Origin of the sequence: Bacillus sp. DNRA2 (genome assembly GCF_012843265.1) — a bacterium.
In the GTDB taxonomy this organism is placed as follows: Bacteria; Bacillota; Bacilli; order Bacillales; family Cytobacillaceae; genus Bacillus_BU.
Map to the genome: position 1 here is coordinate 63,658 of NZ_JABAIT010000017.1, position 22,333 is coordinate 85,990.

At 35.8% G+C, this 22,333-nt stretch carries 25 protein-coding genes and 1 pseudogene; all 26 read left to right on the forward strand.

Features of this window, described 5'->3' with window-relative positions; genetic code table 11:
• The first annotated feature begins 44 nt into the window (after positions 1 to 44).
• Positions 45 to 4,598 (forward strand): type VII secretion protein EssC, encoded by a 4,554-nt coding sequence (gene essC / locus HHO41_RS14835; RefSeq protein WP_169099998.1) that lies wholly within the window; start codon positions 45 to 47, stop codon positions 4,596 to 4,598.
• Positions 4,558 to 5,688: a peptidase M16 family protein gene (locus HHO41_RS14840; RefSeq protein WP_169100000.1), complete on the forward strand. Its 1,131-nt coding sequence runs from the start codon at positions 4,558 to 4,560 to the stop codon at positions 5,686 to 5,688. Before essC ends, HHO41_RS14840 begins: the two co-directional genes overlap by 41 nt.
• Positions 5,675 to 5,971, forward strand: a complete 297-nt coding sequence (locus HHO41_RS14845) for a hypothetical protein (RefSeq protein ID WP_169100002.1) — start codon at positions 5,675 to 5,677, stop codon at positions 5,969 to 5,971. The genes HHO41_RS14840 and HHO41_RS14845 overlap by 14 nt, the downstream gene beginning before the upstream one ends.
• 14 nt (positions 5,972 to 5,985) lie before the next feature.
• Positions 5,986 to 7,389: a T7SS effector LXG polymorphic toxin gene (locus HHO41_RS14850; protein ID WP_169100004.1), complete on the forward strand. Its 1,404-nt coding sequence runs from the start codon at positions 5,986 to 5,988 to the stop codon at positions 7,387 to 7,389.
• Positions 7,390 to 7,428: 39 nt separating this feature from the next.
• Positions 7,429 to 7,848 (forward strand): DUF5082 family protein, encoded by a 420-nt coding sequence (locus HHO41_RS14855; RefSeq protein ID WP_169100006.1) that lies wholly within the window; start codon positions 7,429 to 7,431, stop codon positions 7,846 to 7,848.
• Positions 7,849 to 8,001: 153 nt separating this feature from the next.
• The gene (locus tag HHO41_RS14860; RefSeq protein WP_169100008.1) at positions 8,002 to 8,583 is read left to right on the forward strand and encodes a hypothetical protein; all 582 of its coding nucleotides are present in this window, start codon (positions 8,002 to 8,004) and stop codon (positions 8,581 to 8,583) included.
• A gap of 23 nt (positions 8,584 to 8,606) precedes the next feature.
• On the forward strand, positions 8,607 to 9,005 hold the full coding sequence (locus HHO41_RS14865) for a hypothetical protein (protein ID WP_169100010.1): 399 nt from the start codon (positions 8,607 to 8,609) through the stop codon (positions 9,003 to 9,005).
• Positions 9,006 to 9,102: 97 nt separating this feature from the next.
• Positions 9,103 to 9,552: a hypothetical protein gene (locus HHO41_RS14870; protein WP_169100012.1), complete on the forward strand. Its 450-nt coding sequence runs from the start codon at positions 9,103 to 9,105 to the stop codon at positions 9,550 to 9,552.
• 30 nt (positions 9,553 to 9,582) lie between these two features.
• Positions 9,583 to 9,981, forward strand: a complete 399-nt coding sequence (locus HHO41_RS14875; protein WP_169100014.1) for a hypothetical protein — start codon at positions 9,583 to 9,585, stop codon at positions 9,979 to 9,981.
• A gap of 12 nt (positions 9,982 to 9,993) precedes the next feature.
• Positions 9,994 to 10,425: a hypothetical protein gene (locus HHO41_RS14880; protein ID WP_169100016.1), complete on the forward strand. Its 432-nt coding sequence runs from the start codon at positions 9,994 to 9,996 to the stop codon at positions 10,423 to 10,425.
• 28 nt (positions 10,426 to 10,453) lie between these two features.
• Positions 10,454 to 11,248, forward strand: coding sequence for a hypothetical protein (locus HHO41_RS14885; protein ID WP_169100018.1), 795 nt, complete (start codon positions 10,454 to 10,456; stop codon positions 11,246 to 11,248).
• Positions 11,249 to 11,425: 177 nt separating this feature from the next.
• Positions 11,426 to 11,881 carry a hypothetical protein gene (locus HHO41_RS14890; protein WP_169100020.1) on the forward strand — a complete coding sequence of 152 codons (456 nt, stop codon included), beginning with the start codon at positions 11,426 to 11,428 and terminating at the stop codon, positions 11,879 to 11,881.
• Positions 11,882 to 12,126: 245 nt separating this feature from the next.
• A complete protein-coding gene (locus tag HHO41_RS14895; protein WP_169100022.1) occupies positions 12,127 to 12,501 on the forward strand; it encodes a hypothetical protein in 375 nt (124 codons plus the stop codon).
• 39 nt (positions 12,502 to 12,540) lie between these two features.
• Positions 12,541 to 12,840: a WXG100 family type VII secretion target gene (locus HHO41_RS14900; RefSeq protein ID WP_169100024.1), complete on the forward strand. Its 300-nt coding sequence runs from the start codon at positions 12,541 to 12,543 to the stop codon at positions 12,838 to 12,840.
• Positions 12,837 to 13,547 carry a DUF5081 family protein gene (locus tag HHO41_RS14905; protein ID WP_248278481.1) on the forward strand — a complete coding sequence of 237 codons (711 nt, stop codon included), beginning with the start codon at positions 12,837 to 12,839 and terminating at the stop codon, positions 13,545 to 13,547. Before HHO41_RS14900 ends, HHO41_RS14905 begins: the two co-directional genes overlap by 4 nt.
• Positions 13,540 to 13,866, forward strand: coding sequence for a hypothetical protein (locus HHO41_RS14910; protein WP_169100026.1), 327 nt, complete (start codon positions 13,540 to 13,542; stop codon positions 13,864 to 13,866). The genes HHO41_RS14905 and HHO41_RS14910 overlap by 8 nt, the downstream gene beginning before the upstream one ends.
• 3 nt (positions 13,867 to 13,869) lie before the next feature.
• Positions 13,870 to 15,681 (forward strand): AHH domain-containing protein, encoded by a 1,812-nt coding sequence (locus tag HHO41_RS22410; RefSeq protein WP_248278482.1) that lies wholly within the window; start codon positions 13,870 to 13,872, stop codon positions 15,679 to 15,681.
• Positions 15,654 to 16,142 carry a cytoplasmic protein gene (locus tag HHO41_RS14920; protein WP_169100028.1) on the forward strand — a complete coding sequence of 163 codons (489 nt, stop codon included), beginning with the start codon at positions 15,654 to 15,656 and terminating at the stop codon, positions 16,140 to 16,142. Before HHO41_RS22410 ends, HHO41_RS14920 begins: the two co-directional genes overlap by 28 nt.
• A gap of 146 nt (positions 16,143 to 16,288) precedes the next feature.
• Complete coding sequence (locus HHO41_RS14925; protein WP_169100030.1) at positions 16,289 to 16,987, forward strand: SMI1/KNR4 family protein; 699 nt, start codon at positions 16,289 to 16,291, stop codon at positions 16,985 to 16,987.
• Positions 16,988 to 17,433: 446 nt separating this feature from the next.
• Positions 17,434 to 18,735 (forward strand): AHH domain-containing protein, encoded by a 1,302-nt coding sequence (locus tag HHO41_RS22415; protein ID WP_248278483.1) that lies wholly within the window; start codon positions 17,434 to 17,436, stop codon positions 18,733 to 18,735.
• Between the two features lie 20 nt (positions 18,736 to 18,755).
• A complete protein-coding gene (locus HHO41_RS14935) occupies positions 18,756 to 19,265 on the forward strand; it encodes an ankyrin repeat domain-containing protein (RefSeq protein WP_169100032.1) in 510 nt (169 codons plus the stop codon).
• 281 nt (positions 19,266 to 19,546) lie between these two features.
• Complete coding sequence (locus HHO41_RS14940; protein ID WP_169100035.1) at positions 19,547 to 19,789, forward strand: hypothetical protein; 243 nt, start codon at positions 19,547 to 19,549, stop codon at positions 19,787 to 19,789.
• A gap of 3 nt (positions 19,790 to 19,792) precedes the next feature.
• On the forward strand, positions 19,793 to 20,752 hold the full coding sequence (locus HHO41_RS22655) for a hypothetical protein (protein WP_282434288.1): 960 nt from the start codon (positions 19,793 to 19,795) through the stop codon (positions 20,750 to 20,752).
• 5 nt (positions 20,753 to 20,757) lie between these two features.
• A complete protein-coding gene (locus HHO41_RS14950) occupies positions 20,758 to 21,195 on the forward strand; it encodes an SMI1/KNR4 family protein (RefSeq protein ID WP_169100037.1) in 438 nt (145 codons plus the stop codon).
• Positions 21,196 to 21,728: 533 nt separating this feature from the next.
• The gene (locus HHO41_RS14955) at positions 21,729 to 22,028 is read left to right on the forward strand and encodes a hypothetical protein (RefSeq protein ID WP_248278484.1); all 300 of its coding nucleotides are present in this window, start codon (positions 21,729 to 21,731) and stop codon (positions 22,026 to 22,028) included.
• Positions 22,007 to 22,333, forward strand: a pseudogene (locus HHO41_RS14960) (DNA/RNA non-specific endonuclease); the annotation flags it as partial. The gene HHO41_RS14955 and the pseudogene HHO41_RS14960, both read left to right, overlap by 22 nt.

The window sequence follows — 22,333 nt, forward strand, 5'->3', positions numbered from 1 at the left end:
CGAACGGAATATATGTTTTTATTTGATTGGAAAGGGAGAGAAAGATGGCGCAACGATTATTACTGCTGAGTTGTGGGGAGCAATTGCATAAATGCCATTTAAAGGTAAATGAACCGAAGAAATTGACGATTGGGAACGATTTATCCAGTACGATTACCTTTAGTAATTTCGACTATTCATTGTCAATTGGTTGGAATGGTGAATCCTGTTTGGTCGGAGAAAATCAACTCAATGTGAACGAGCGTTTAAAACTGAAGCATCACGATTTCACGATGCAGCTTTTTTTGATAGAAAGCAAGCAACCGTACGTATATGATACGACGCAGCGCTATAATCTTACGTTTGGTTCAAATGAATTTGACGATGTATGTGTAAAAAGTTCGACTGCTGATTTTATTTTTATTCGGGAGGAACTGGAAGCTCCGTTTAAATTGATCGTAAATAAAGGTCAGATTTTCCATAACTATCTTCAGACTAATGGCGATATTTGGCTAGAGCCAGGAGATGAGCTCTATTTTGATGGTTGTTTAGTTCGAATTGGCAAGGATTCAATTGGTATTCTCACTCCAGAGTCGATTGTGCAGACTAAATTAGTACGTTTGTATGGAGAGAATCGAGTCTTCGGGGAGAACTATCCTGATTACCATCGTTCTCCGCGAATTATTTATCGAGCGCCGGAAGAAAAACGCAGAATCGCCAAACCGTCTAATAAACCTGGAAAACCGAGTGAACAACTGGCCAGGACAATTGTTCCTTCAATTGTAATGATCGTGGCAACCGTATTAATCGCGTTTATGCGGACGAATGCTATTTATATTATCGCGATGCTTGCGATGACTGTAACAACAGTCATTTTTGCGATTACTTCTTATTTGAAAAATCTTAAGCAGTATCGGATTAATTTAAAGGAACGAGACAGTAGTTACCGTGATTATTTAAAAGATAAGACGAAAGAGCTTTATCAGGCTAGAAAAGAACAACGACATTCGCTTGAGTATCATTATCCAGGTGTAGACCAAATGCGGACGATGGCGATGAACGTTCATTCACGTATTTATGAAAAGACGATGTTTCACCATGACTTCCTGATGTACCGAACTGGTTTGGGGAGAGCGAAAACGAGCTTTGATATTGAATTTAATATTGAAGAGTTTACTCAAGAAAAGGATGAACTAGTCGAGGAAGCTCGAGCAATTCGTTCGCAATACCTTACACTTGATCATGTCCCGATAGTCACATCGTTAATGAAAGGTCCGGTTGGCTATATTGGATCGCGTCAGCTTGTACTCGAGCAACTTCAAATGCTTGTGATGCAGTTGTCGCTATTTCATAGCTATCACGAATTGCAATTCGTTACGATTTTTCCGGAAGAGGAAAAGGGAACTTGGGAATGGATGCGCTGGCTTCCTCATGCGAGCCTTAGAGATATCAATGTGCGCGGATTTGTTTATCATGAGCGCTCACGTGACCAAGTACTAAATTCACTATATCAAATCTTAAAAGAGCGCAAGTTAGCAGTTGATGAAAAAAAGAATAAAAATGAAAAATTCTATTTCTCACCTCATTATGTCGTATTGATAACAGATGAAAAATTGATTTTGGATCATTCTGTTATGGAGTATTTTAATGAAGATCCGCGCGAGCTTGGCGTTTCGCTTGTGTTTGTTCAAGATGTCATGCAGTCACTGCCCGAGCATGTGAAGACTGTCATTGATATTCGTGATGCAGCCAATGGAAATATTCTTCTTGAGGAAGGGGAACTAGTCAATCGCAGCTTCACCCCAGACCATTTTCCAGAGGAGTTTAATAAAGAAGATTTTTCACGGAGTTTGGCACCGCTAAACCATTTACAAAATTTAAAGAATTCCATTCCAGAGAGTGTGACTTTCCTTGAAATGTATGGGGTTGAGAAGGTGGAAGAACTCTCGATATCAAAGCGATGGGCGAAAAATGAAACCTATAAAAGCTTGGCTGTTCCTCTTGGCTTGCGCGGGAAAGAGGATTTGGTCAGCCTAAATCTGCATGAAAAAGCACATGGTCCTCATGGTTTGGTCGCAGGTACAACAGGTTCTGGTAAATCGGAAATCATCCAATCTTATATTCTATCACTGGCAGTGAATTTTCATCCACATGAAGTAGCATTTCTGCTGATTGACTATAAAGGCGGTGGGATGGCAAATTTATTTAAAAATTTGCCTCACTTATTGGGGACGATTACGAACTTGGATGGAGCTCAGTCAATGCGGGCGCTTGCTTCAATTAAAGCAGAATTACAAAAGCGACAGCGCTTATTTGGCGAATATGATGTCAACCATATCAATCAATATCAAAAACTCTATAAATCGGGTGAGGCTAATGAGCCAATGCCGCATTTATTTTTAATTTCAGACGAATTTGCAGAGCTTAAATCAGAACAACCTGAATTTATGAAAGAGCTTGTTTCGACAGCTCGGATTGGACGGTCACTAGGAATTCATCTTATTTTAGCGACGCAAAAGCCTAGCGGTGTTGTTGACGATCAAATATGGTCGAACTCAAAATTTAAGCTGGCATTAAAGGTCCAAAACTCAAGCGATTCGATGGAAATTTTGAAAACGCCTGATGCAGCCGAAATCACCCTACCAGGACGTTCCTATCTACAAGTCGGCAATAATGAGATTTACGAGCTATTTCAAAGTGCTTGGAGCGGAGCCGATTACATTCCTGATAAAAATGATGAAGATTTACAGGACACAACGATATACGCCATCAATGAACTAGGACAATATGACATTCTATCTGATGATTTAAGTGGGCTTTCAAGGAAAAAATCAATCTCGAAGGTCCCGACTGAACTCGACGCTGTCATAGATTACATCCAGTTTTACACGAAGGAAAACAATATCGAGGAGCTGCCTAGACCGTGGTTGCCACCGCTACCGGAACAAGTTTATTTGAATGAATTAAACTCTATAAACTTTAACGTGGAATGGAAGGGGCCGAAACGTCCGCTTGTTGCTACGATTGGTTTATTGGATCAACCAGAATTGCAGTCTCAAGTTCCTTTGACTTTAGATTTATCTAAAGAAGGACATATTGCTGTGTATTCTAGTCCAGGGTATGGAAAATCGACATTTTTACAATCGTTGGTCATGGATTTAGCTAGACAAAATAATCCAGAACAATTGAATGTTTATCTATTAGATTTTGGAACCAACGGATTGTTGCCATTATCAGGACTACCGCATGTAGCAGATACCATTATGGTTGATGAAGTGGAAAAGATGGAAAAGTTCTTACGTAGAATGGCGAACTTATTGAAAGAGCGAAAACAAAAACTAAGTAAACATGGTATGGCGAATATTAGTATGTATGAACAAGCTAGTGATGAATGCATTGCTAATATTGCCATTGTCATTGATAACTATGAAGCTGTTCGCGAATCTGGCTTTGCGGATGGATTTGAAACATTAATCACTCAAATTGCTCGTGAAGGAGTTAGTGTAGGCATTTATCTTGTTATCAGTGCAGGTCGCCAAAATTCTTTACGTATGTCATTAACTTCAAATATTAAAACTCAAATAGCACTATTTTTAATTGAACAAAATGAAGCACGTTCAATTGTAGGAAGAACAGATATACAAAGTGAAGAGCTACCTGGTCGTGGATTAGTCAAGCTAGAAACTCCAACCTTATTTCAAACAGCGCTTCCAGCAAAAGGCGAGGATCCACTGCAAATCATTAGTAATCTTCAATTTGAATCAAAAAATATGGCTGATACATGGAATGGAAAACGACCTAAACCAATTCCAATGGTTCCAGACGTTTTATTGTTTGATGAATTGGCAAGCAGGGTTGATACGGTGGAGATAGTTAACAATAGTCAAGTCACATTTGGTGTTGATACAAATGAGGTTAAGCCAGTACCGTTCCAAATTCAAAAGGTATCACCGTTTATTATTACTGGGAATGAATATGCCAAAACAACGAATGTTATGGAAATCTTAATAGATTCATATATTGAGCAGCCTGGGACGCAGGTCATCGTGATAGACAATGATCAATATAATTATGCAGGCTATCGGGATAAGGAATGCGTATATGGACAAGGACGTGACTTCTTCTTGCAATCACTCGATGATATTTTGAACTGGTTTAATGCCAGAAGAGATGCTGTAAATCATTTGCGGAAGTCTGGTGCATCAAGTGAAGAATTGATGAATGTTTATCAAGAAATGAATCCTGTCAACATTGTAATTACTGACCATGCGATGTTAAAAAACAAATTAGATTCACAAACTGAAGATAGATTTATAGAGGTACTCAAGCAATCTCGGGAGTACAACATTAACTTTATTATTGCTTCTCAGCTGCAATTGCTTGAAGGCTATGATTCATTATCCAAGTATTTAAGAGAGCATGGAAACGGTCTTTTATTCAATGAATTCAAGAAACAAAATGTGTTCAACTTCACCAACGGCGGTTCATATGAAAAGAACCTCAAAGAAGATGAAGCCTATTACATTGCCAATAATTCATTTGTCAAAATGAAAACAGCTAAAAAGGGAGGTAAAGTAAATGAAAATGTTCAGAACAAAAGGCCTTCTTACGCAAATTAATAATACACATTTAGATGGACGGATTTTTGTTTCAATTAATATCGGGGTGGGCTTCAGCTCATCCTGGATATATGCAGATGATGAACGTAAATTTCTAGGGTCAGCTACTTCAAAATTATTTTCCAATTATATAAAAGCGGTAGTTAAAGAAAAATATTCCTTAGATATTCATAGTATTGTCTCGATGAATTCTACAAGTTTTTTCTGGGAGTCATCTGAGGATCATTATCTTCAGGAAACTGAGAATATCATAAACGAGATGGTAAACCCGGTGATTAATGAATCTTTATTTAAACTTGAAAAACAAGAAACGATTGAGAGATTTAAGACAAATTATAAGAACTTAGAATTCCGCGGTCGGATGAAAATGCTAGAGTTTTCAAGTAAAAATCGAGATTATCATTTTGATCAATTAGCGATGGACTTGCAAAATGTTGATCTTGAAAATGTGAAACTTTTACAGAAGAACTTATTAATCCCGGATAATATATTTTTATTTTTCCATGGTAATGCAAACAAAGAAGACCTGAAAAATTTGAAACTTCCTACATTAACAAATAAGAATGTAAGATTTCTATTTGAAATTCCGAATCTTGCTGACCTTCAAGATGAATCTTTAGTGGTAAATAGTAAAGGTAACTACCAATGTGGTTGTATAAAATTTGAAAGACTTCCTCAAGAAAACAATTTAACGAAAGAATATACAGTCCTAGACATCATTGCGGAAATCATGTTTAACGGGGATTATACCCTCGACGTAGATCTTTTAGATGCAAGCATTACTTACTACAAACATCCTTTAAAAACATATAAAAACGAGGTCTTAAATTGTCTAACGGAAGAACATGTTGAAATTGCAAAAGCTAATCTATTAAAAAGATTAGGTAAAAGTTTAGCCCTCTATCCAAACGAATTTACAGAAACAGCCGGCAGGTTATTTTTTAATAAAATCAATATTTTTGAGTGGAAAGAAACTATATTGGATATTGACTATCAATCAATAAAAGAATTTCTCGATTCCAGAGATTATCAGATTAGAGAGGGATACTTAATGTATCACAAGGAGGATATAGAAAGTGGGATCATCTAAAGAAATCTTTTTAAAAGTAGACGAATTTGATGCAGAATTGAAAGCGTTAGAGGGCAGTGTTACAAGCATATCTAAGGTGAAATCGGACGATATTAAAAATGTGAATAAGAAGGTCATTTTAGAGTCAATGGATATCATGCATTCAATTATTACCACTTTCACCAGTAGCATTGAAGCATACGTAAAGCTTTCAAAAAAGGATATTAAAGAAGCAGAATCGATGAAGGAAAAGTGGATTACTAAGGATAATGAATTGGCAAATAGTATAAAAGGAGGAAAATGAGCTTGCCACGTTTAGTGAATGATGAAATAAATGAACTTGTCGACAATTTGAAGTCTTATAAAGAAGATTTATCGAAAGAAGTATACGGGCAATATAAAGCATCAGTCGTCCTTTCCAAAACTATTAATTTAAGAGGAAAAACAGGTGATGCTTTTAAAAACTACATCAGTGTTGTTCATCTGCAATTAGCACAAAAGATCATCAATATCATTGGTGAAATAGATAAAGCAGCAAACCAAATGAAAAAGGATTTCGAAAGCTATGAAAAAGATGATAAGGGAATTGTTGGCTCAGGTACGCTAACTGAGGTAAAAGAAACGATTCAGCAATCCAAAAGTAGTTTTGAAAAACTTGATAGTAAATCTGATTCCTTATTATGCAAAGCATCAGAATTTATTGCCACAACTAAATTACCTGGAAATAGCGTGTCTGACGATTACGATGCTGTAACAAAAAACATTACAAAAACAAAAGAACTCTTAGAGGAAACAGATGCAAAGGTGGCAAAGGATCTAACCCAGCTAGTCACCCGCGTTAATGAATTAAAGAAACAAATTAATACACTTTATAGTAAATTCCGTGATGATAATGGGATTAAGTATAGCAAAGTAAATAATATAAAAAATAATAAATGGTATACGGACGAAAAAAAGGGCTTATTTGGCAAAATGTATAAGGATGATCCGTTTACTTACAAAGCTGGTTCGAAAGCTCTTTATGAAGAACAATGGGTTAAGGGGACAAGTGATGAGAAATATGAATCTACAACAGTTAGTGCTTTTCAAGCATCAGGTTTTACTAAAAAAGATGAGGGGAATTTGGAGCTATCTGGTGAAGCATATACATTTTCAATTGATGGTCATTCCCAATTTAACAAATACCTGAAATCCGATGATAGTTTACATTTACTGGGTGGACAAGGGAAAACTGTTCTTGGCAAGGATGGGGTGGAGCTAGAAGGAAAGTTATTAGTATACGGTCAAGAGCATAGTGGTGTTCTGGGAAATGATAATTTTGATGGACATATAAATGGTCAATTAGAAGCATTATCTTTAGATGGGAATTTAGCTGTAATATTACCAGATGAAAAAGGTGATTTTAAACTTGCTTTGGGTGGAAATATTGTCGGTGCAAATGCAGAGCTGGGTGTAGGTACAAAGCTGTTTGGCATTGAGGAATTAACAGTGCCGGTTAAAGATAGTAGTGGGAAAATAGTAGAAAAATCCTTGTTGAGTTTAGAAGTTGGTGGAGGAATTGGTCCTCAAATAGGTGCTGGTGTAGAGTTTTCAAGTGAAACCGTGATTGAAAAAGACTTCTTTTATGTAAAATCAAATACTCTTTTGATTGACTTAGGCGCTGGATTTAAAGGAAATATTGATATTAGTGTTCCAACAGCCGGTTTGAAGTTCCCGTGGTAATACAAGGAAAAATCTAGATAAAAGGAGGCATTGGAATAGATGAGTGAAAAATCGCAACTCCAAAATAAGATTTCAAAAAAGCAAACGGAATTACAGAATTCATGTAGTCGTGTGTCTTCTTTAAATGGGAGAATCGAAAGAATAAAAGCAATTATTCAAGAATTTACTGACTTTAAAAGTGATATTAAGGACTTAAAAAGTAACGGTAAATCAATAGCAGGCAAGGAATACGACTATTGGAATGGAGACCGGTTTGATAAATACAAAGATAAACTTTCTGATAATTTAATTAATGGTAGTTTATCAGATTATATATCTAAAATAGATCGAAACCTAGATGACCTTAACGATGAATTAATGAGGTTACAGAACGAAGTATATAGTTCAGAAGGATTTATCGGTATGCTCAAATCAGATATTAACTGGTTAAAAACCAAAATTGAAAATTTAGTAAATTAGTAAAAATTAATTTGCAAAATTTTTTATAATATTAGATAATTTCTCATTAGGTGCACCATTTTATCGTGTGTCTTTGTAAATTGAAAATCAATAACAGGATGGGTTGCACATAAAATTTTATTTCAGGTTAATGAAAAGAAGGAGTAATTAATAATGAAAAAATTTTCTGTACTTCTGTTTATTTCCTTGCTTTTACTTCTAACATCATGTTCTGATACTACAGGTGGAAATAAGGATGAACAGAGCAAGAACAATGAAAAAGAGTCCATAATGAATAACGAAACCGAAGAAAAGGAAGATTTAACATTACAATTGCAAAAAGGGGATGAAGAAGCCGGTTTAACGATTGAAAATAGTGAAATCTACCAAATGGCAAACGATGCGATTAAAGGAAATCCTAAACTAGGTAATGAAAATGCATTTACTATGTATTTAGTGGATTCATTATCAAATGATGCAGGAGAGAAGGTATTACTCTTCTTGGCTATTAATAGATCTCCTGAATCTATGAAAAATGTAACTTTTGATTTTACGGTTGGAAATGAGAATGCCGGTTTCGTCTGGAATAAGTTAAAAGTAACTTTACCTGAGAAAAATATTGGTACTATCCAGAGCAATGGTGCAGTACCAATTATTATCCCAATATCAAAAGAAAAATTCACTACATTAAGTGAACTAAAAAAAGAAGATCAAGAAATCAAGCTTGAGAACTTTAAATATGAAATTGTCGAGTAAATGAATTCAAGTGAGGAAGAAAAATGCAAAAGCGGGCAAAAAATTCAAGTGTAGTTACATTAATTGGTGCAATCATTTTCCTTCTAATGGCTGTATATCTTATTGTTGATGGAATGATTTCGCCAATGCGGTTAACAGTTGATGGATACGAAACAAGTGCGTATCTATGGGAATTAGCAAACTATCCTGAGCAATTTAAGCTGATTATGACCTTGATCATGATGTTTATTGTTTTTGGTATAGTTGGTCTTGTTATCAGTAGAAAGATCAAAAAAGGGGCAACTATCTTTCAAGGGGTCACATTAATTATTTTAGGTATATTCTCACTTCTATTAATAGGGGGAATCTTTTACATCATTGGTGGAATTTTTGCATTACTATCACAAGAAAAGGGTAAAGAAATTCCTACTACAAATATGTGATTTTTGGATCCAAACTTTTAGGCGTATTTTCTGCTCTAGAAGTTTGGTTTCTTTCTATCTACCTTTTTAGTAAAAAACAAATAAGTAGTGGTGACTTATGAACAATAATGAGGAAAAACTGTGGAAATTAATGAAAGTCTATCCAAGGCGAACATTTTGGATGGCAGCGCTAATAGGAATCATTTTTGGATTAATGTTCGTCATTTTAATGCCAGTGGGGCTAATTTGGTTTCAAGAGGATAGTGAGAGGTTCATCCAGATTGGCTTAACTATTTTTCTATCAATGATGGGAATGGTATATATTGCCAACTGGATTATTTGCTTTCAATTTTTAAAAAAGGCCAATGAATTAAAATACAAGGATTTAGAGGAAGCTTTTCTTAAAAGACTGATAAAATTGTATATCTTCTTTTGTGTAGTCTATATGATTCCCCTTACATTTATTATCAGCATTAAAGGTTTCGGAGTTGTTAATCGGTTGGCGCATAAACAAATTGCTATTGGCGCACCACATGAAAAGCTCTATCTTTATCTAATGAGAAAATAGCTGCACAATACATAGAAGTGAGGGTCAAATTTGAATAAACATGCAAAATTATCAAGAAAATTAACACTAATCGGTGCAATTATATATTTTTTATTAGCAGCATATTTTATCGTTATCGGCATGATAGCACCGATTCAAATTAACATTAATGGACATCTAACAAGTGCGTATTTATGGGAGTTTACTAAATATCCTGGTCCTTTATCATTATGGGTTTCCTTTATATTGGCATTTATCGTTTTCGGAGTTGTTGGAGTGGTGTGTAGAAAGAAGATTACGCAAAAGGCTACAACCATTCAAGGAGTGCTTTTAATCATGACCGGCACACTTTCCCTTATCTTCGTAGCAGGAATTTTTTATTTAATCAGCGGGATTCAAACTCTACGTGCACGAGAAAATGATACGGAAATTCCTATTTCAAATAGATAGGAGAAACATTCTATGAAACTTATATACATTATTTCAATTTGTATATTGAGCTTGGTTATTAATATTTTCGGGGCTATTCATAACTTTTTCGCAAATTATAATGCTATGTTATCTCTCATTCTGTTTCTGTTTGTCATTATTCCACGTGTTCTCAAAAAAAGCTTATTAGATGGATACTTCGATAAGGAACAAAATCCGTTACTACAGGATCAAGAAATTGCAGAATATAACGCTAAATTGGGACGAAGAATGGTGATCACCAACAATCTTTCGCTTGTTTTTTCATTACTCATTTTTTATTCGGGAATAGCTGGCTCTATTTGGATGCAGACAGTCTATACCGGCCAAGTTCAGGTAATTACATGGCTTGGATGGCCCGTATTAATATTTGCGACAATCATCGTAACCATTGATGTCATTAACTTTTTACAGAAGAATAGCTAAAAATTGAAAATGTTTAGGAGTTTAAGAGATGTTTAGAAAATTAACTGAAGAAGATTTTGCGGTACTAAGAGGACCTTTCGAATCTGAAAGACAGAGTCCAACTTTAATGGGGGCTGCCTTGTTCTTATCCATATTTTTACAAGGCTTATTGTGGTACTTGGAATACCATTTTATGGATTACACTACCTATCCAAATGCAAAAGAAATTGTAACCTATCATTTCTGGTTTACCGCTGTATTAATTGTGTTGTCATTAATTTACTCAGTTCCAGCCGTGTTTAATAGAAGTCAGAAGATACAATATTTGATAGTAATCCTTGTTTCGCAAAATTTTGGGGCTGTTTCAGAATATATATTAGGTGTATTTTTATTAGCAGAAGGTTACTATGAGAGACCAGAGGTAATGTTAAATACTTTTACCAATGTAACGTTATTTTTTGGTGCATTGATTTTTATTGTTACGTTTGTAAGATTCTACCTTTTGCTTGCCAAGGGTGAATTTAGAAAAGGTTCAAAGAGAGATTTTTTTAGGGGAGACCTTGAAGCAGGTATAAAGTCAAATTTATCTTCAATAATTGTTGGTAGTACTGGATTGGTATTTATCATTCAATTTTTAGCGAGAAATGTTCAGGAAATAGATTTGGATTTAATAATGTCAGTTGTATTACCAATATTACTTTTCTTTACAATGATGTTTGTCCTTCCTGAACAATTAGTCATTCTCTTTTGTAAATATCGTTTTAAGAGCTTTAATTATGATAAGAATGGATACTTGTTATCAAAAGAATTGGATGCGGAAGGAAAATTAAATCATGGGAATTGAGAATCATTCGTAAAAACATCGCTAAAGTTGAATTGCTCGGGGAAGTACCTACAGGCTTTCTAGGACAAAAATCTGTTAGTAATCATAAGATTCTATAAATCTAGATTCAGTTATTCTTGGGCCAGGGTTGCTTTATAAAGGGGATGAAAATGAGTGATTAGGATATTCAGAAATATAATGGGTCTAACAGTCATCATTTTTTTAATTGGTGTTATTTCATTTTTGATTATTGGGAAGTATTCAGATTCGGTCAATACTTTCATATTATTAGTAGTCTCCCTGGGGATTACTTTGTTGCTTACAAGTTATATTGAAAAGAATGCTTATAGGATCAAACAAAAAGATTACGGAGTAGTAACAGTATCTAATAAATGGAGCCATTCTCAAGACCTTGAAGATGATGAAGATGAATTTTCAAAAATTGAGGATGCCCTTTTTGCGACAGGGAAAGTATCTTCGACCTTCATGTATAATCTTGCTGAATGGAACGAAAAACAAGGTGTCGTAACCATTACTCAAGATCCTACTTTTTTAGTAATATCTGATAATGGGAATGCCAATATAAAAATGGCAATGAAAAACCCTTTTATGACCACTTCTAACCTAGATGAAGTCTTACGATTTTTAAAATAGTACATACAAAGCATATGGGCGGTTAACTGTCATATCCAGCTAAGGGATTTGGCAGTGATCCGTCCATTTTTCTATCATCAACAGACAAGTTTCCGCATTTCTCTCCAATATGTACCAAAGAGTAGTAGAGATACCTTATATTTACATGGTAAAATTATCCTTATAATCCTATAAATCTAATAAACCTTTAGCAATCTCCATATATCTTCATATTTTTATGAAAAAGTAACAAGGAAGTGAATACTGTGTTTTTTAATTTTGGAAGAACGACGTATGAAAGAAAAAGAGACGAGTACTACACGTTATATCAGAATCTAGGGGATGCACTTTTAGAGCATGATAAGCATGTTATAGAAGCAAATTCCGCTAATTGTTCCTATATTAATGCAGTTCCAAATCTATCAAACTCGAAGATTCCTTCCGGGGACTTTGATACGAAACGAGAGGAATTAACCGCAAAGTTAAATAGTTATTTTAAATATGACCTTGAAAAACGAACAGATATTATTACAGCCACGGACAAGGCCTATCAAAGATATATCTATTACAAAAATCTAGCGATAAAGGAAGCTGAAGAAGAAGCTAAGAAAGCAGATGAAGCTAAGAAAGCAAATAAATAACAATTAGGGATTTCATAATAGAAAGGAGTTCGGAGTATTGTGGGAAATGTAATCATCTACGGTGATAAGGTGAATGAAGCGAAGGCAGCCGCAAAAGGATTAGAACAGTCAGTTCAAACTTCTTATGAAAGCTGTGAACAGCTAATTGCTTATATCCATTCTGCTAAGTGGAGCGGCAAAGCACGAGATAGCTTTTTGTCTTATCTCGAAATCATTCAGAAATACCATAAAGATATGCAAGATGCACTTGCTAAGCAAACGAAAGCCTTAAATAATCTCGAAGGCTATATGAATGACTTCCTTCAGGATAATGCTGTGAATGAAGTGAGAAATCTATGATGAATGAATCAATTGATGTTTTTACTGTACCAGAATTATACCTGTTGGCAGCAGCTTTTGATGGAAATGTTCTGTTTGGACTGCCGGAAAAACAAATCTATCAAATACAAGGTGAAGAAGTATTTGCGGATGCGCACCAACGCTTAAGCGAGAAGGGGATTCTTTCATCTGATGGAAAAATAACAAAGGGTGGAGCGATCATTATTCGGGCTATCGAGCTTTACCATCAGAGTGAAAAATACGTTCGAATCAATAACCTTATGTTCGCTTTTCAAGGTATGGAAGAAGATGAAGTCATTGTTCTAGTGGAATTAGCAGAACAAAAGGAATATCAGCTGCGAGTTATCTCAAAAGCAATCGTTTTGCAAATGTTAACTGCAAACTTTCCACTGATAGGAAGAGAACCAGCTGATAGGGAAAAGACGTTTCTAAAGGAAGAATTATCGTATCAGGAAAGACTGGAAACAGAAAACTTTGAACCCGAAACCATGTTTATGAATCTCGAAATCTTTCGACAAAACAGGGATCCAAAAGACCTTAATTTTTTACATAACCATCAACAGTGGCTGATTTTCATGAAAGGTGAAAAATTAATCATGGTGGACACAGTATATAAAAAATATTACCAAGCAAGCCAATATTGGTTTCTAAAGGTCCTCTTTGATGCACTGGATTTCCCATATAAGGAGGCGAAGTCAAATGCATAAAGCACACGGAGGTACCGGTGGTGCCAAAATTCTCGTCAATCCTGATGAGATTACAACAATATATAACTATTTACAGGAGATCCTTACTGAATTAAAGACCAATGCAGAACCTAACATTCAAAAACTAAGTAATTTAGATTTTTATACAGATGGAAAAGCAATGGAAGTAATGAAGGTTTATCATGAGGCAAATGAGAAAGTAATGGACCTTTCAGATCAGTATATTCGTGCATCTAGTTTAGTCATAGATATTCTCAATACAATGATGAAGGCCGATAACGAGATTGCCCAGCAAATCATCGCCAAGCTGGAGGTATAATCAATGGATGTAAAATATATCCCAAAAGACTGGGAAAATATGCGTGGAGGAATTGGAGATTTAATCGACATAGGACCTTGGGGCAAAGGGATGATTGATTCCCTTAAGGACCTAAGTGATAATTTAGAGGATATTGAACAGTTAATCGAGAAATATGATAGCGATGGCGTGATATCGTTTCACCATACGAGCCAAAAATCAAAATACCAGGCATTATATGAGGACTTTCAAGTCTTGCATGGGTTTACTGGAAAAGTAGGCGATATCGTTTACCGGACAATCGATGAAAGATTTTATACGGATATCGATGCGTTTGTGGAGGAAATGCGAGATTTATCGATCTCCAACTACACGACAAAAAACAGGCTAGGTATCAGTGAAACGGTTCATATAACGGCCGGTGTATACAGTTCGATAGAAATAGAAAAACCAGAAATAAGCCTAGACGACATCTTCAATGGTGATAACTTCTACGGTAAACAGATGAAATTGGAATACGAGGCTTGGAAAGAGCTCAATCCCGATCAAGATTTTTCTCAGAAAGAATACCAACAGGCCATTGTTAACACACGGGCTTTCGAGTATGAATCCATTAGTGACTCGCAACAATACAAAGAAATGTTGTTACAGACGGGTGCAATTGTGGTAATCGCTGGAGTTACGCTATTCTGCCCTCCGGCTGGAATGGCGTTGGGAGCTGTCTACGGTGCTTATGAATTGAGTTCGGCTGTGTCTGGAAAGGATTTAGTCTCAGATCGGGAACTCGAGACATCTGAACGATGGGTGCGAGGGCTGTTAGCACCACTCGATATTGTCCCAGGCGTCAGTGGCTTAACGAAATTCAGCAGCACTGTTCGTCTCGCAAGTATTAGCGATAATATTGGAAAGCTAGGCTTAAGTTCCGGTGTGAAGGGTGGCATCCAACAGGGAGCTACTTCTCGTATAAGTAACTTAGTAGAAACCGCATCTAAGTTTGGCTCACAGCGCTTGAGGCGTGCAGAGGCAGCCTTCCAAAACGGTGCCAATATCGTGAAAAATAAGGTCATAAAAGATACAATAGAAGCAGCACAAGTAGCGGATAAAGTGGTTACTGGGTTAAGGAATTACTTCCGTGTTCCCCAAAAAGCACAAGCGTTTGCAGGTGCAGGTTCTGTGGGGAAAACCCGTGAAGTAATTGAAAATACGCATACGATAGAGAATGTTGTTAGGGTTGTACTGAAAGTTAGTGATGAGGTTAAGATTGGTAGTGGGGGAACTAAGGGTACGGAAAATGCTAATAGACTTATTCCAGGTAATCCTGGAAACCCTACCTCAGGAGACCCGACTAAATTGGGAAAAAACTTATTAGAATCAATGGGGTTACCTCGCTCTTCAAGTTGGAAAGGTTATCAAGCACAACATATAATTCCTTCTCAATTAAATAAGCATCCAGTTATTAAAAAAATTGGAATGGAAATGAATGACTCCACAAACGGTATATTTTTACCTTTACCTTTTGACGATGTTAGTGGTCTATCTAGACACAGAGGTTTTCATGGTGTTTATAACAATGTTGTAAGAAAACAGCTTGATAAAATGGATGTTAATCAAGATATAAAAGTATTAGAAAAACAAGTTTATGAACTACAACAAAAGCTAAAAAAAGGAGTGGAAATTGGATTACCGTTATATAAGACTAAAATAAATAATATCGAGGAATTTTACAAAAGTAGTAAAAATGAAAAACTGCCTATTTGGAACAGAGGCGGTGGAGCAACGGAAGAGTTATGGGAAAGGTGGTTATCTAAATGGAATTTGGTGAAAACACTCAATTAGTGGAAGAAGTAATGGATTTTATTCGTGATTTTAAGATGTTTAATAATAAAAACTTTAATGTTTATAATTTAAAGGTAATTAATGATTTCAATGAAGCCCAAAATCTTGCCTGGTCTCAGGACTCAAGTAAAGTTGATACTGTCTGGGAATACGTTAAATCACAAGAAGCAGAAAGTATTGTTGAAAAGGTATATAATTTGGATTTAGTTTCGCAGCAAGATGATTTCTATGATTTTTTTAGTGACAATGATAATTACTCGAATGATTTTCTCCCTTTTGATTATATTGATATAAAAGAAGAAGTTGAGGGAGATCTCACAATGTGTGCTTTAAATCGATTAGTTAATGGGAATACAGATAACTTTTATGAAAAAATGTTTGAAGTTTATAAACAAGGAGGATGGCCTTGTGGGTGGAAGGGGACATACCCTATTGGTGAAATTATTGTGTATGTACCTTAAATAATAAGATAATTACAAACCTTGATTGGCAAAAATTCCTTTCAAGGTTTCTTTTTATGTGGGGCTACCGAGAAGGGACAAGGGGACAGAATTGCCCCTGAAGTAAATTATGAAGATCATTGCCATCTAAAAAGGAGTGATTATGGATGGAGAAGATATCTGTTTTAAAACAGTACAGAAAAAGAATCGAGATTGTATCAAACGAGAACATACTCAAAATTGAAAAAGAGGACATTCCTGAAAAATGGTTGGAGATACTTAAAGAAACTGATATGTCAAGAAAGAAAGATAAATTAATTATTTTGTGGAATAGTGTGTGTGAAAAGGAGTTAAGTAATACCATTTCATACTTGAATGAAAATTTGTTAGATTGTGAACTAATTATAGATAATGGGCAATATGCAGTATTATATAGCGTAAAAAGTGAAAATGAAGAAATTCTCTTTTATGAAGGTGGCTTACCAAACAATACGAATAATATTTCGAAAATTAAACAAAACTGGGTAAACATCTCGCAATCTATTAGGAATTTTTATGAAAATTTACACAATGGATTTTATTATCTCCCTAGTAGAGCTATGGGACTTATCCCATTGGAACGCATTACTCATTTTAAGGAATATGACTGGGGAATACTTGATGAATTAAATGAACCATTAGGAATTAATTTGGATACGACTTATGGTTTTTTTGAAAATGGAATGGGGGGATATGTTGCAATAGACTTAATTAATTGTAATGATAACTTAGCAACACTATGGTTTACTAATGATCAGCCAGATTATAATGTAAATTTCTGGGATATTGTAGATGAATGGATTGTAATAGGACTTCAAGATATTTGAAAACAGACGTGAATAATTTGAGATAGGAAACTAATTATTTACCATTCACATAGTAGCTATATGGGGGTTTAAAATTAAGAGGACATCCTGTGAAAGTTCATTATTTCTCCTGGGGATTTCCCTTAAAATATCCCTATATTTTAGCTAAACATACCAAATAATTGTTATAGCCTTCGCCAAGAGAAAAAAGCTTCACGTCTTGTAAAAAAGTAATTGAATCATTTTATCCAGTTCGCTGCCAAGCACTTGAATGCCTTTTAGGCAACAGGTGCTTTTTTATGTTCAAATGAAAAATACCTACGAAAAATTTAGTGATTTTCTAAGAAACCGGCTCAGCAAGTGAAACAGTTCATATTACGGCCGGTGTATACAATTCGATAGAAATAGAAAAACCAGAAATAAGCCTAGACGACATCTTCAATGGTGATAACTTCTACGGTAAACAGATGAAATTGGAATACGAGGCTTGGAAAGAGCTCAATCCCGATCAAGATTTTTCTCAGAAAGAATACCAACAGGCCATTGTTAACACACGAGCTTTTGAGTATGAATCCATTAGTGACTCGCAAAAATACAAAGAAATGTTGTTTCAGATGGGTGCAATTGTGGTAATCGCTGGAGTAACGCTATTCTGCCCGCCAGCTGGAATGGTGTTGGGAGCTGTATACGGTGCTTATGAATTGAGTTCAGCTGTGTCTGGACAGGAGTTAGTCTCAGGTCGGGAACTCGAGACATCTGAACGATGGGTGCGAGGATTGTTGGCTCCGCTTGATATTGTCCCAGGCGTCAGTGGCTTAACAAAATTCAAAAGTACCATTCGTCTCGCAGGTGTTAGTGATAATATGGGGAAGCTAGGCTTAAGTTCCGCTGTGAAAGGTGGCATCCAACAGGGAGCTACTCGAATTAGTAACTTAGTAGAAACCGCATCCAAGTTTGGAACAGAGCGTCTGAGACGAGCAGAAGCAGCCTTCCAAAACGGCGCCAAGATCGTGAAAAACAAGGTTATAAAAGATACAATAGAAGCAGCACAACTAGCGGATAAAGTGGTAACCGGGGTAAGAAATTACCTCCATGTTCCCCGAGAAGAACCTGTATTAGCGGGATTCGGTCCTGCAGGAAAAACGCGAGATGTAATTGAAAATACACATACGATTGAAAATGGTGTTAAAATTTTATTTAACACAAGCGATGGAGTTAAGGTTGGTAGTGGGGTAACTAAGGGTTCGGGCAATGCTGTAAATGATTATCTTGATGATATTATTGTGAATGTGAATGTCGATCCCGCTAAGATGAAAAAACTAAAAAATGCTATTCAGAATAATACTTTTAGTATAGATGAGCTGTCTGAGATTAGAAAAATGGTGTCTGATTTAGGAATAACTAAAGAATATGATGAAGCATTAATAAAAATGGATTTTGGTAAGTATCTTCGAGGACTAATAGGTGAACCGCCTGCTGATATGGTAGTTCCACATGCGCATCATATTCTATTCAAAAAAGGTCTAGGTGAGGCTCAACAAAAACTTGTTCAAGAAGGCCAAGAAATTTTAAGGAAGTATGGTATTGAACCTATAATTGGTAAAGAGAATTTAGTTTGGGCACCAAATAGAATTGCTGGGCAACATAATTTATCAGCCTTGGAAAATGTTGTAAATCAATTGAAAGCAGTTGATGCTGCAGGTGCAGACCTAGATGATATTATTGAAATACTAGAAGATCTTGGGAAACGAGCTGCCTCTAGAAGATAAAAATTAAAGGAGAAACTAAAATGGATAAGACTAAGATTGCAAAAGACATTAGAGCTGCCATTAAAAATGGCCAATTAGAAACATTAAGAAATTTACTTGAAAAAGAACCAGAAATGTTAATATGGATGACACCTTTTGGTACATGGTTACATGTAGCAGCTTCTCATGGGCATTTAGAAATAATAAAATATCTTATTAATACCGGGATAGATGTTAATGCACAGGGTGGAACTTTTTCGACAAATGCCCTGGAAAGAGCGGCTACAAAAGGGAATATAGATATTGTTGAATATCTTATTAATCAGAATATTGAAGTCGATACTAGCGAACCGGATAGAAATCCTTTGTTTGCTGCGATATATGGTGGTCATTTTGAAATTGTTAAATTGTTAGTTGAGAATCAAATAGATATTTCTATAAAATACTCTGGTGAAAACATGAAAGATATGGATGCTTATGCATTTGCCTTTGAAAGAGGACAAACAAAAATTGCAGAATATTTAAAGCAAAAGATGGATGAAAAAGAATAAAAGAGAATTTCAGGGAACGCAAAAAATTAAGCTATATAAATAAATTATTACTATCTCTTTCTTTGACCTACGAAGAATATATAATTTCGAAACAAAAAAGCACTTGATTGCCTTTAGGCAACAGGTGTTTTTTTCAAAGAAAGTATGCTTTGAACAACATGAATAATATTTTCGTGAATTTCAAATATCACAAAAGGAGTCTACAATTGAACTAATTTATTGAAAAGTCAGAAATAAACCTAAACAATATATTTAGTGGTGACAACTTTTACGGAGAAGAATTGAAATTGGAATACGAAGCTTGGAAAGAGCTCAATCCTAATCAAGACTTTTCGCAAAAAGAATACCAACAGGCTATTGTTAACACACGAGCTTTTGAGTATGAATCCATTAGTGACTCGCAAAAATACAAAGAAATGTTGTTTCAGATGGGTGCAATTGTGGTAATCGCTGGAGTAACGCTAATCTGCCCGCTGGCTGGAATGGCGTTGGGAGCTGTATACGGTGCTTATGAATTGAGTTAAGCTGTGTCTGGAAAGGACTTAGTCTCAGGTCGAGAACTCGGGACGTCTGAACGATGGGTGCGTGGATTGTTGGCTCCGCTTGATATTGTCCCAGGCGTCAGTGGCTTAACGAAATTCAGCAGCACCGTTCGTCTCACAGGTGTTAGCGATAATATTGGAAAGCTAGGCTTAAGTTCCGGTGTGAAAGGTGGCATCCAACAGGGAGCTTCGCGTATTAGTAACTTAGTAGAAACAGCATCCAGGTTTGGTACGGATCGCTTGAGGCGTGCAGAGGCAGCCTTCCAAAACGGTGCCAATATCGTGAAAAATAAGGTCATAAAAGATACAATAGAAGCAGCACAAGTAGCGGATAAAGTGGTTACCGGAGCGAAAAACCTTAACCCACTTCGAATAAAACTCGTGGAAGATACAATGGGCAATAAAGTATTAGCCCATGATTCGGCCGTCAATACACATAGTATTGAAAATGGTTTAAGAGATTATGTAAGTAGGATTGAAGGGGTTAATGTTGGTAGTGGGGGAACTAAGGGTACGGTAAAAATTGATTACAATCTAGCTAAAGGATGTATTAGAGATGTTGAGTCAAAAACTGGATTGAAACTTCATAAAACACAAATAGAAAAATTAAAGGACGCATTAAGAGAAAATATATATGAAAAAATGACACCATTGGAAACTTTAAAACACAGAAATAAATTCAATAGTGTAAAAAATAAATTGATTAAAGAATGGGAAGAAAACACGGGACAAACTTGGCCAAGATACACTAAGGAAATTTATGATAAAAAAGGAAGATTAGCAAGGGATATAGGTCAACCATATGATGCTCATCATATTATTGAAAATAATTTTGGTGGTCCTCATGAATGGTGGAATATACACCCTGCTAAATTTCCTGATGAACATCAGGCGGGAATTCATGGTAAAGGTTCGCCATCAAATATGTTATTTTCAAGGGGGTAGTTTTAATGGCTACATTTGATTTTTTGAAAAATGAGAAACATAAATTTATTAGGCTACAAGAAAAAGAACTGTTAAATGCTGAAGAAAGACTTGGGTTTGAGTTACCTAAAAAACTTAGAGATTTTTACTTAGAAGTTGGCTATGGCTTTATAAAAGGAGGCAATGGGAACGCAATAAATAGATTTATGGATCCAGATACTATAGCTGATATTACTTTAAGAGAAGGTATTTACGAGTTTGATCCAGATTTAGAAGGAATATATGAGGAGGATGATAAATTAGTGTTTTTTGAAGTAAACGAGGGGGTATATTTAACTCTTGATTTAAATTATCCGAAACAATCTCCTGTATATTTTTTTGATACCCAAATTGCTTGTTCATTGGAAGAATTTACAAGAAAGATTGATGAGGATGCAGAGTACTTTATGGATATGGTTGAATAATACTTCAAGGAACATGGGGACGGTTGTGCGGCCGAGCCTAGGTCGAAACATATAGCGGGTGGGATTCCCTTCGAGAAAGAACTAGCTATTCACTCGTAGCGAGTCTTGGAGGATAGCAGGTAACTGTTATCTTTAAGCGTAGACAGTTAGCTAATGGGCCGTAAGGCATATGGTTGAAGGGATTGAGCTCCGAAATCCGTGTCGATTAAGAGGGTTGATGCTGTAACCGTAGCAGAAAACAATATTTCAATATCGATTTGGCGAGATATTTGAAACCTCTTCGGAGTCGGTGACCATGGCACGTTAGACATTGATATGTCTCGGCAACTCGGGAGACCCTATCGGGTCTTTTTTTTTCAATAAGGAAGAGTATAGTTTCACAAGCGATACAAAGCAAGGAAACTAAATGCTCGGTAGGGAGTCGGATAGCTGCATAGTACCTATGAAGTAGGGTAATTCCGATGGAGGGAAGGCAGTTACCAGTTATTGACCTTATTAGGGAGACATTCACTACACACGGAGGTAGAGGGAGAATGGAAACGAAACTTCTAAGGATTGCAGAATTAGCTAAAGTAAAACCAAATATGAAGTTTACTTCGCTAACACACCTATTGAATGAGGAAGCGTTAACTCGATGTCATCATGAACTATCGAGTAGAAAAGCACCAGGAATAAATGGAACAACTAAAGAGCAATATCAAGAGGATTTAGTGGAAAATATTCAGGATTTAGTAAGGCGACTAAAGCAAAAAAGTTATCGCCCTGTTCCAGTTAGAAGAACATACATCGATAAACCAGGTTCTAATAAGAAAAGTCAATGCAAGTGGCAGTAGGTCTAGAGGATAGATTTCTTGATGATGATGGTGGACATTTGATAGGAACTCAGTTTTGTGGATCTGGAGATATTGATAATTTGCTTGCTCAGAATAAAAACATTAATCGCTCTGGTGGGGAGTGGTATAAGATGGAGACTGAGTGGGCAAACGCTCTGAAAGAGATTACACCGAAAATAGTCACCGTAAAAATTAAGCCAGTTTTCGTGGGGACTTCATTAAGACCAAATTCATATAAAGTAATTTATGAAATTGAGGGTAAAGGAATATTTAAGAAAACTATTGAAAATAGAGCAGGAGGATGA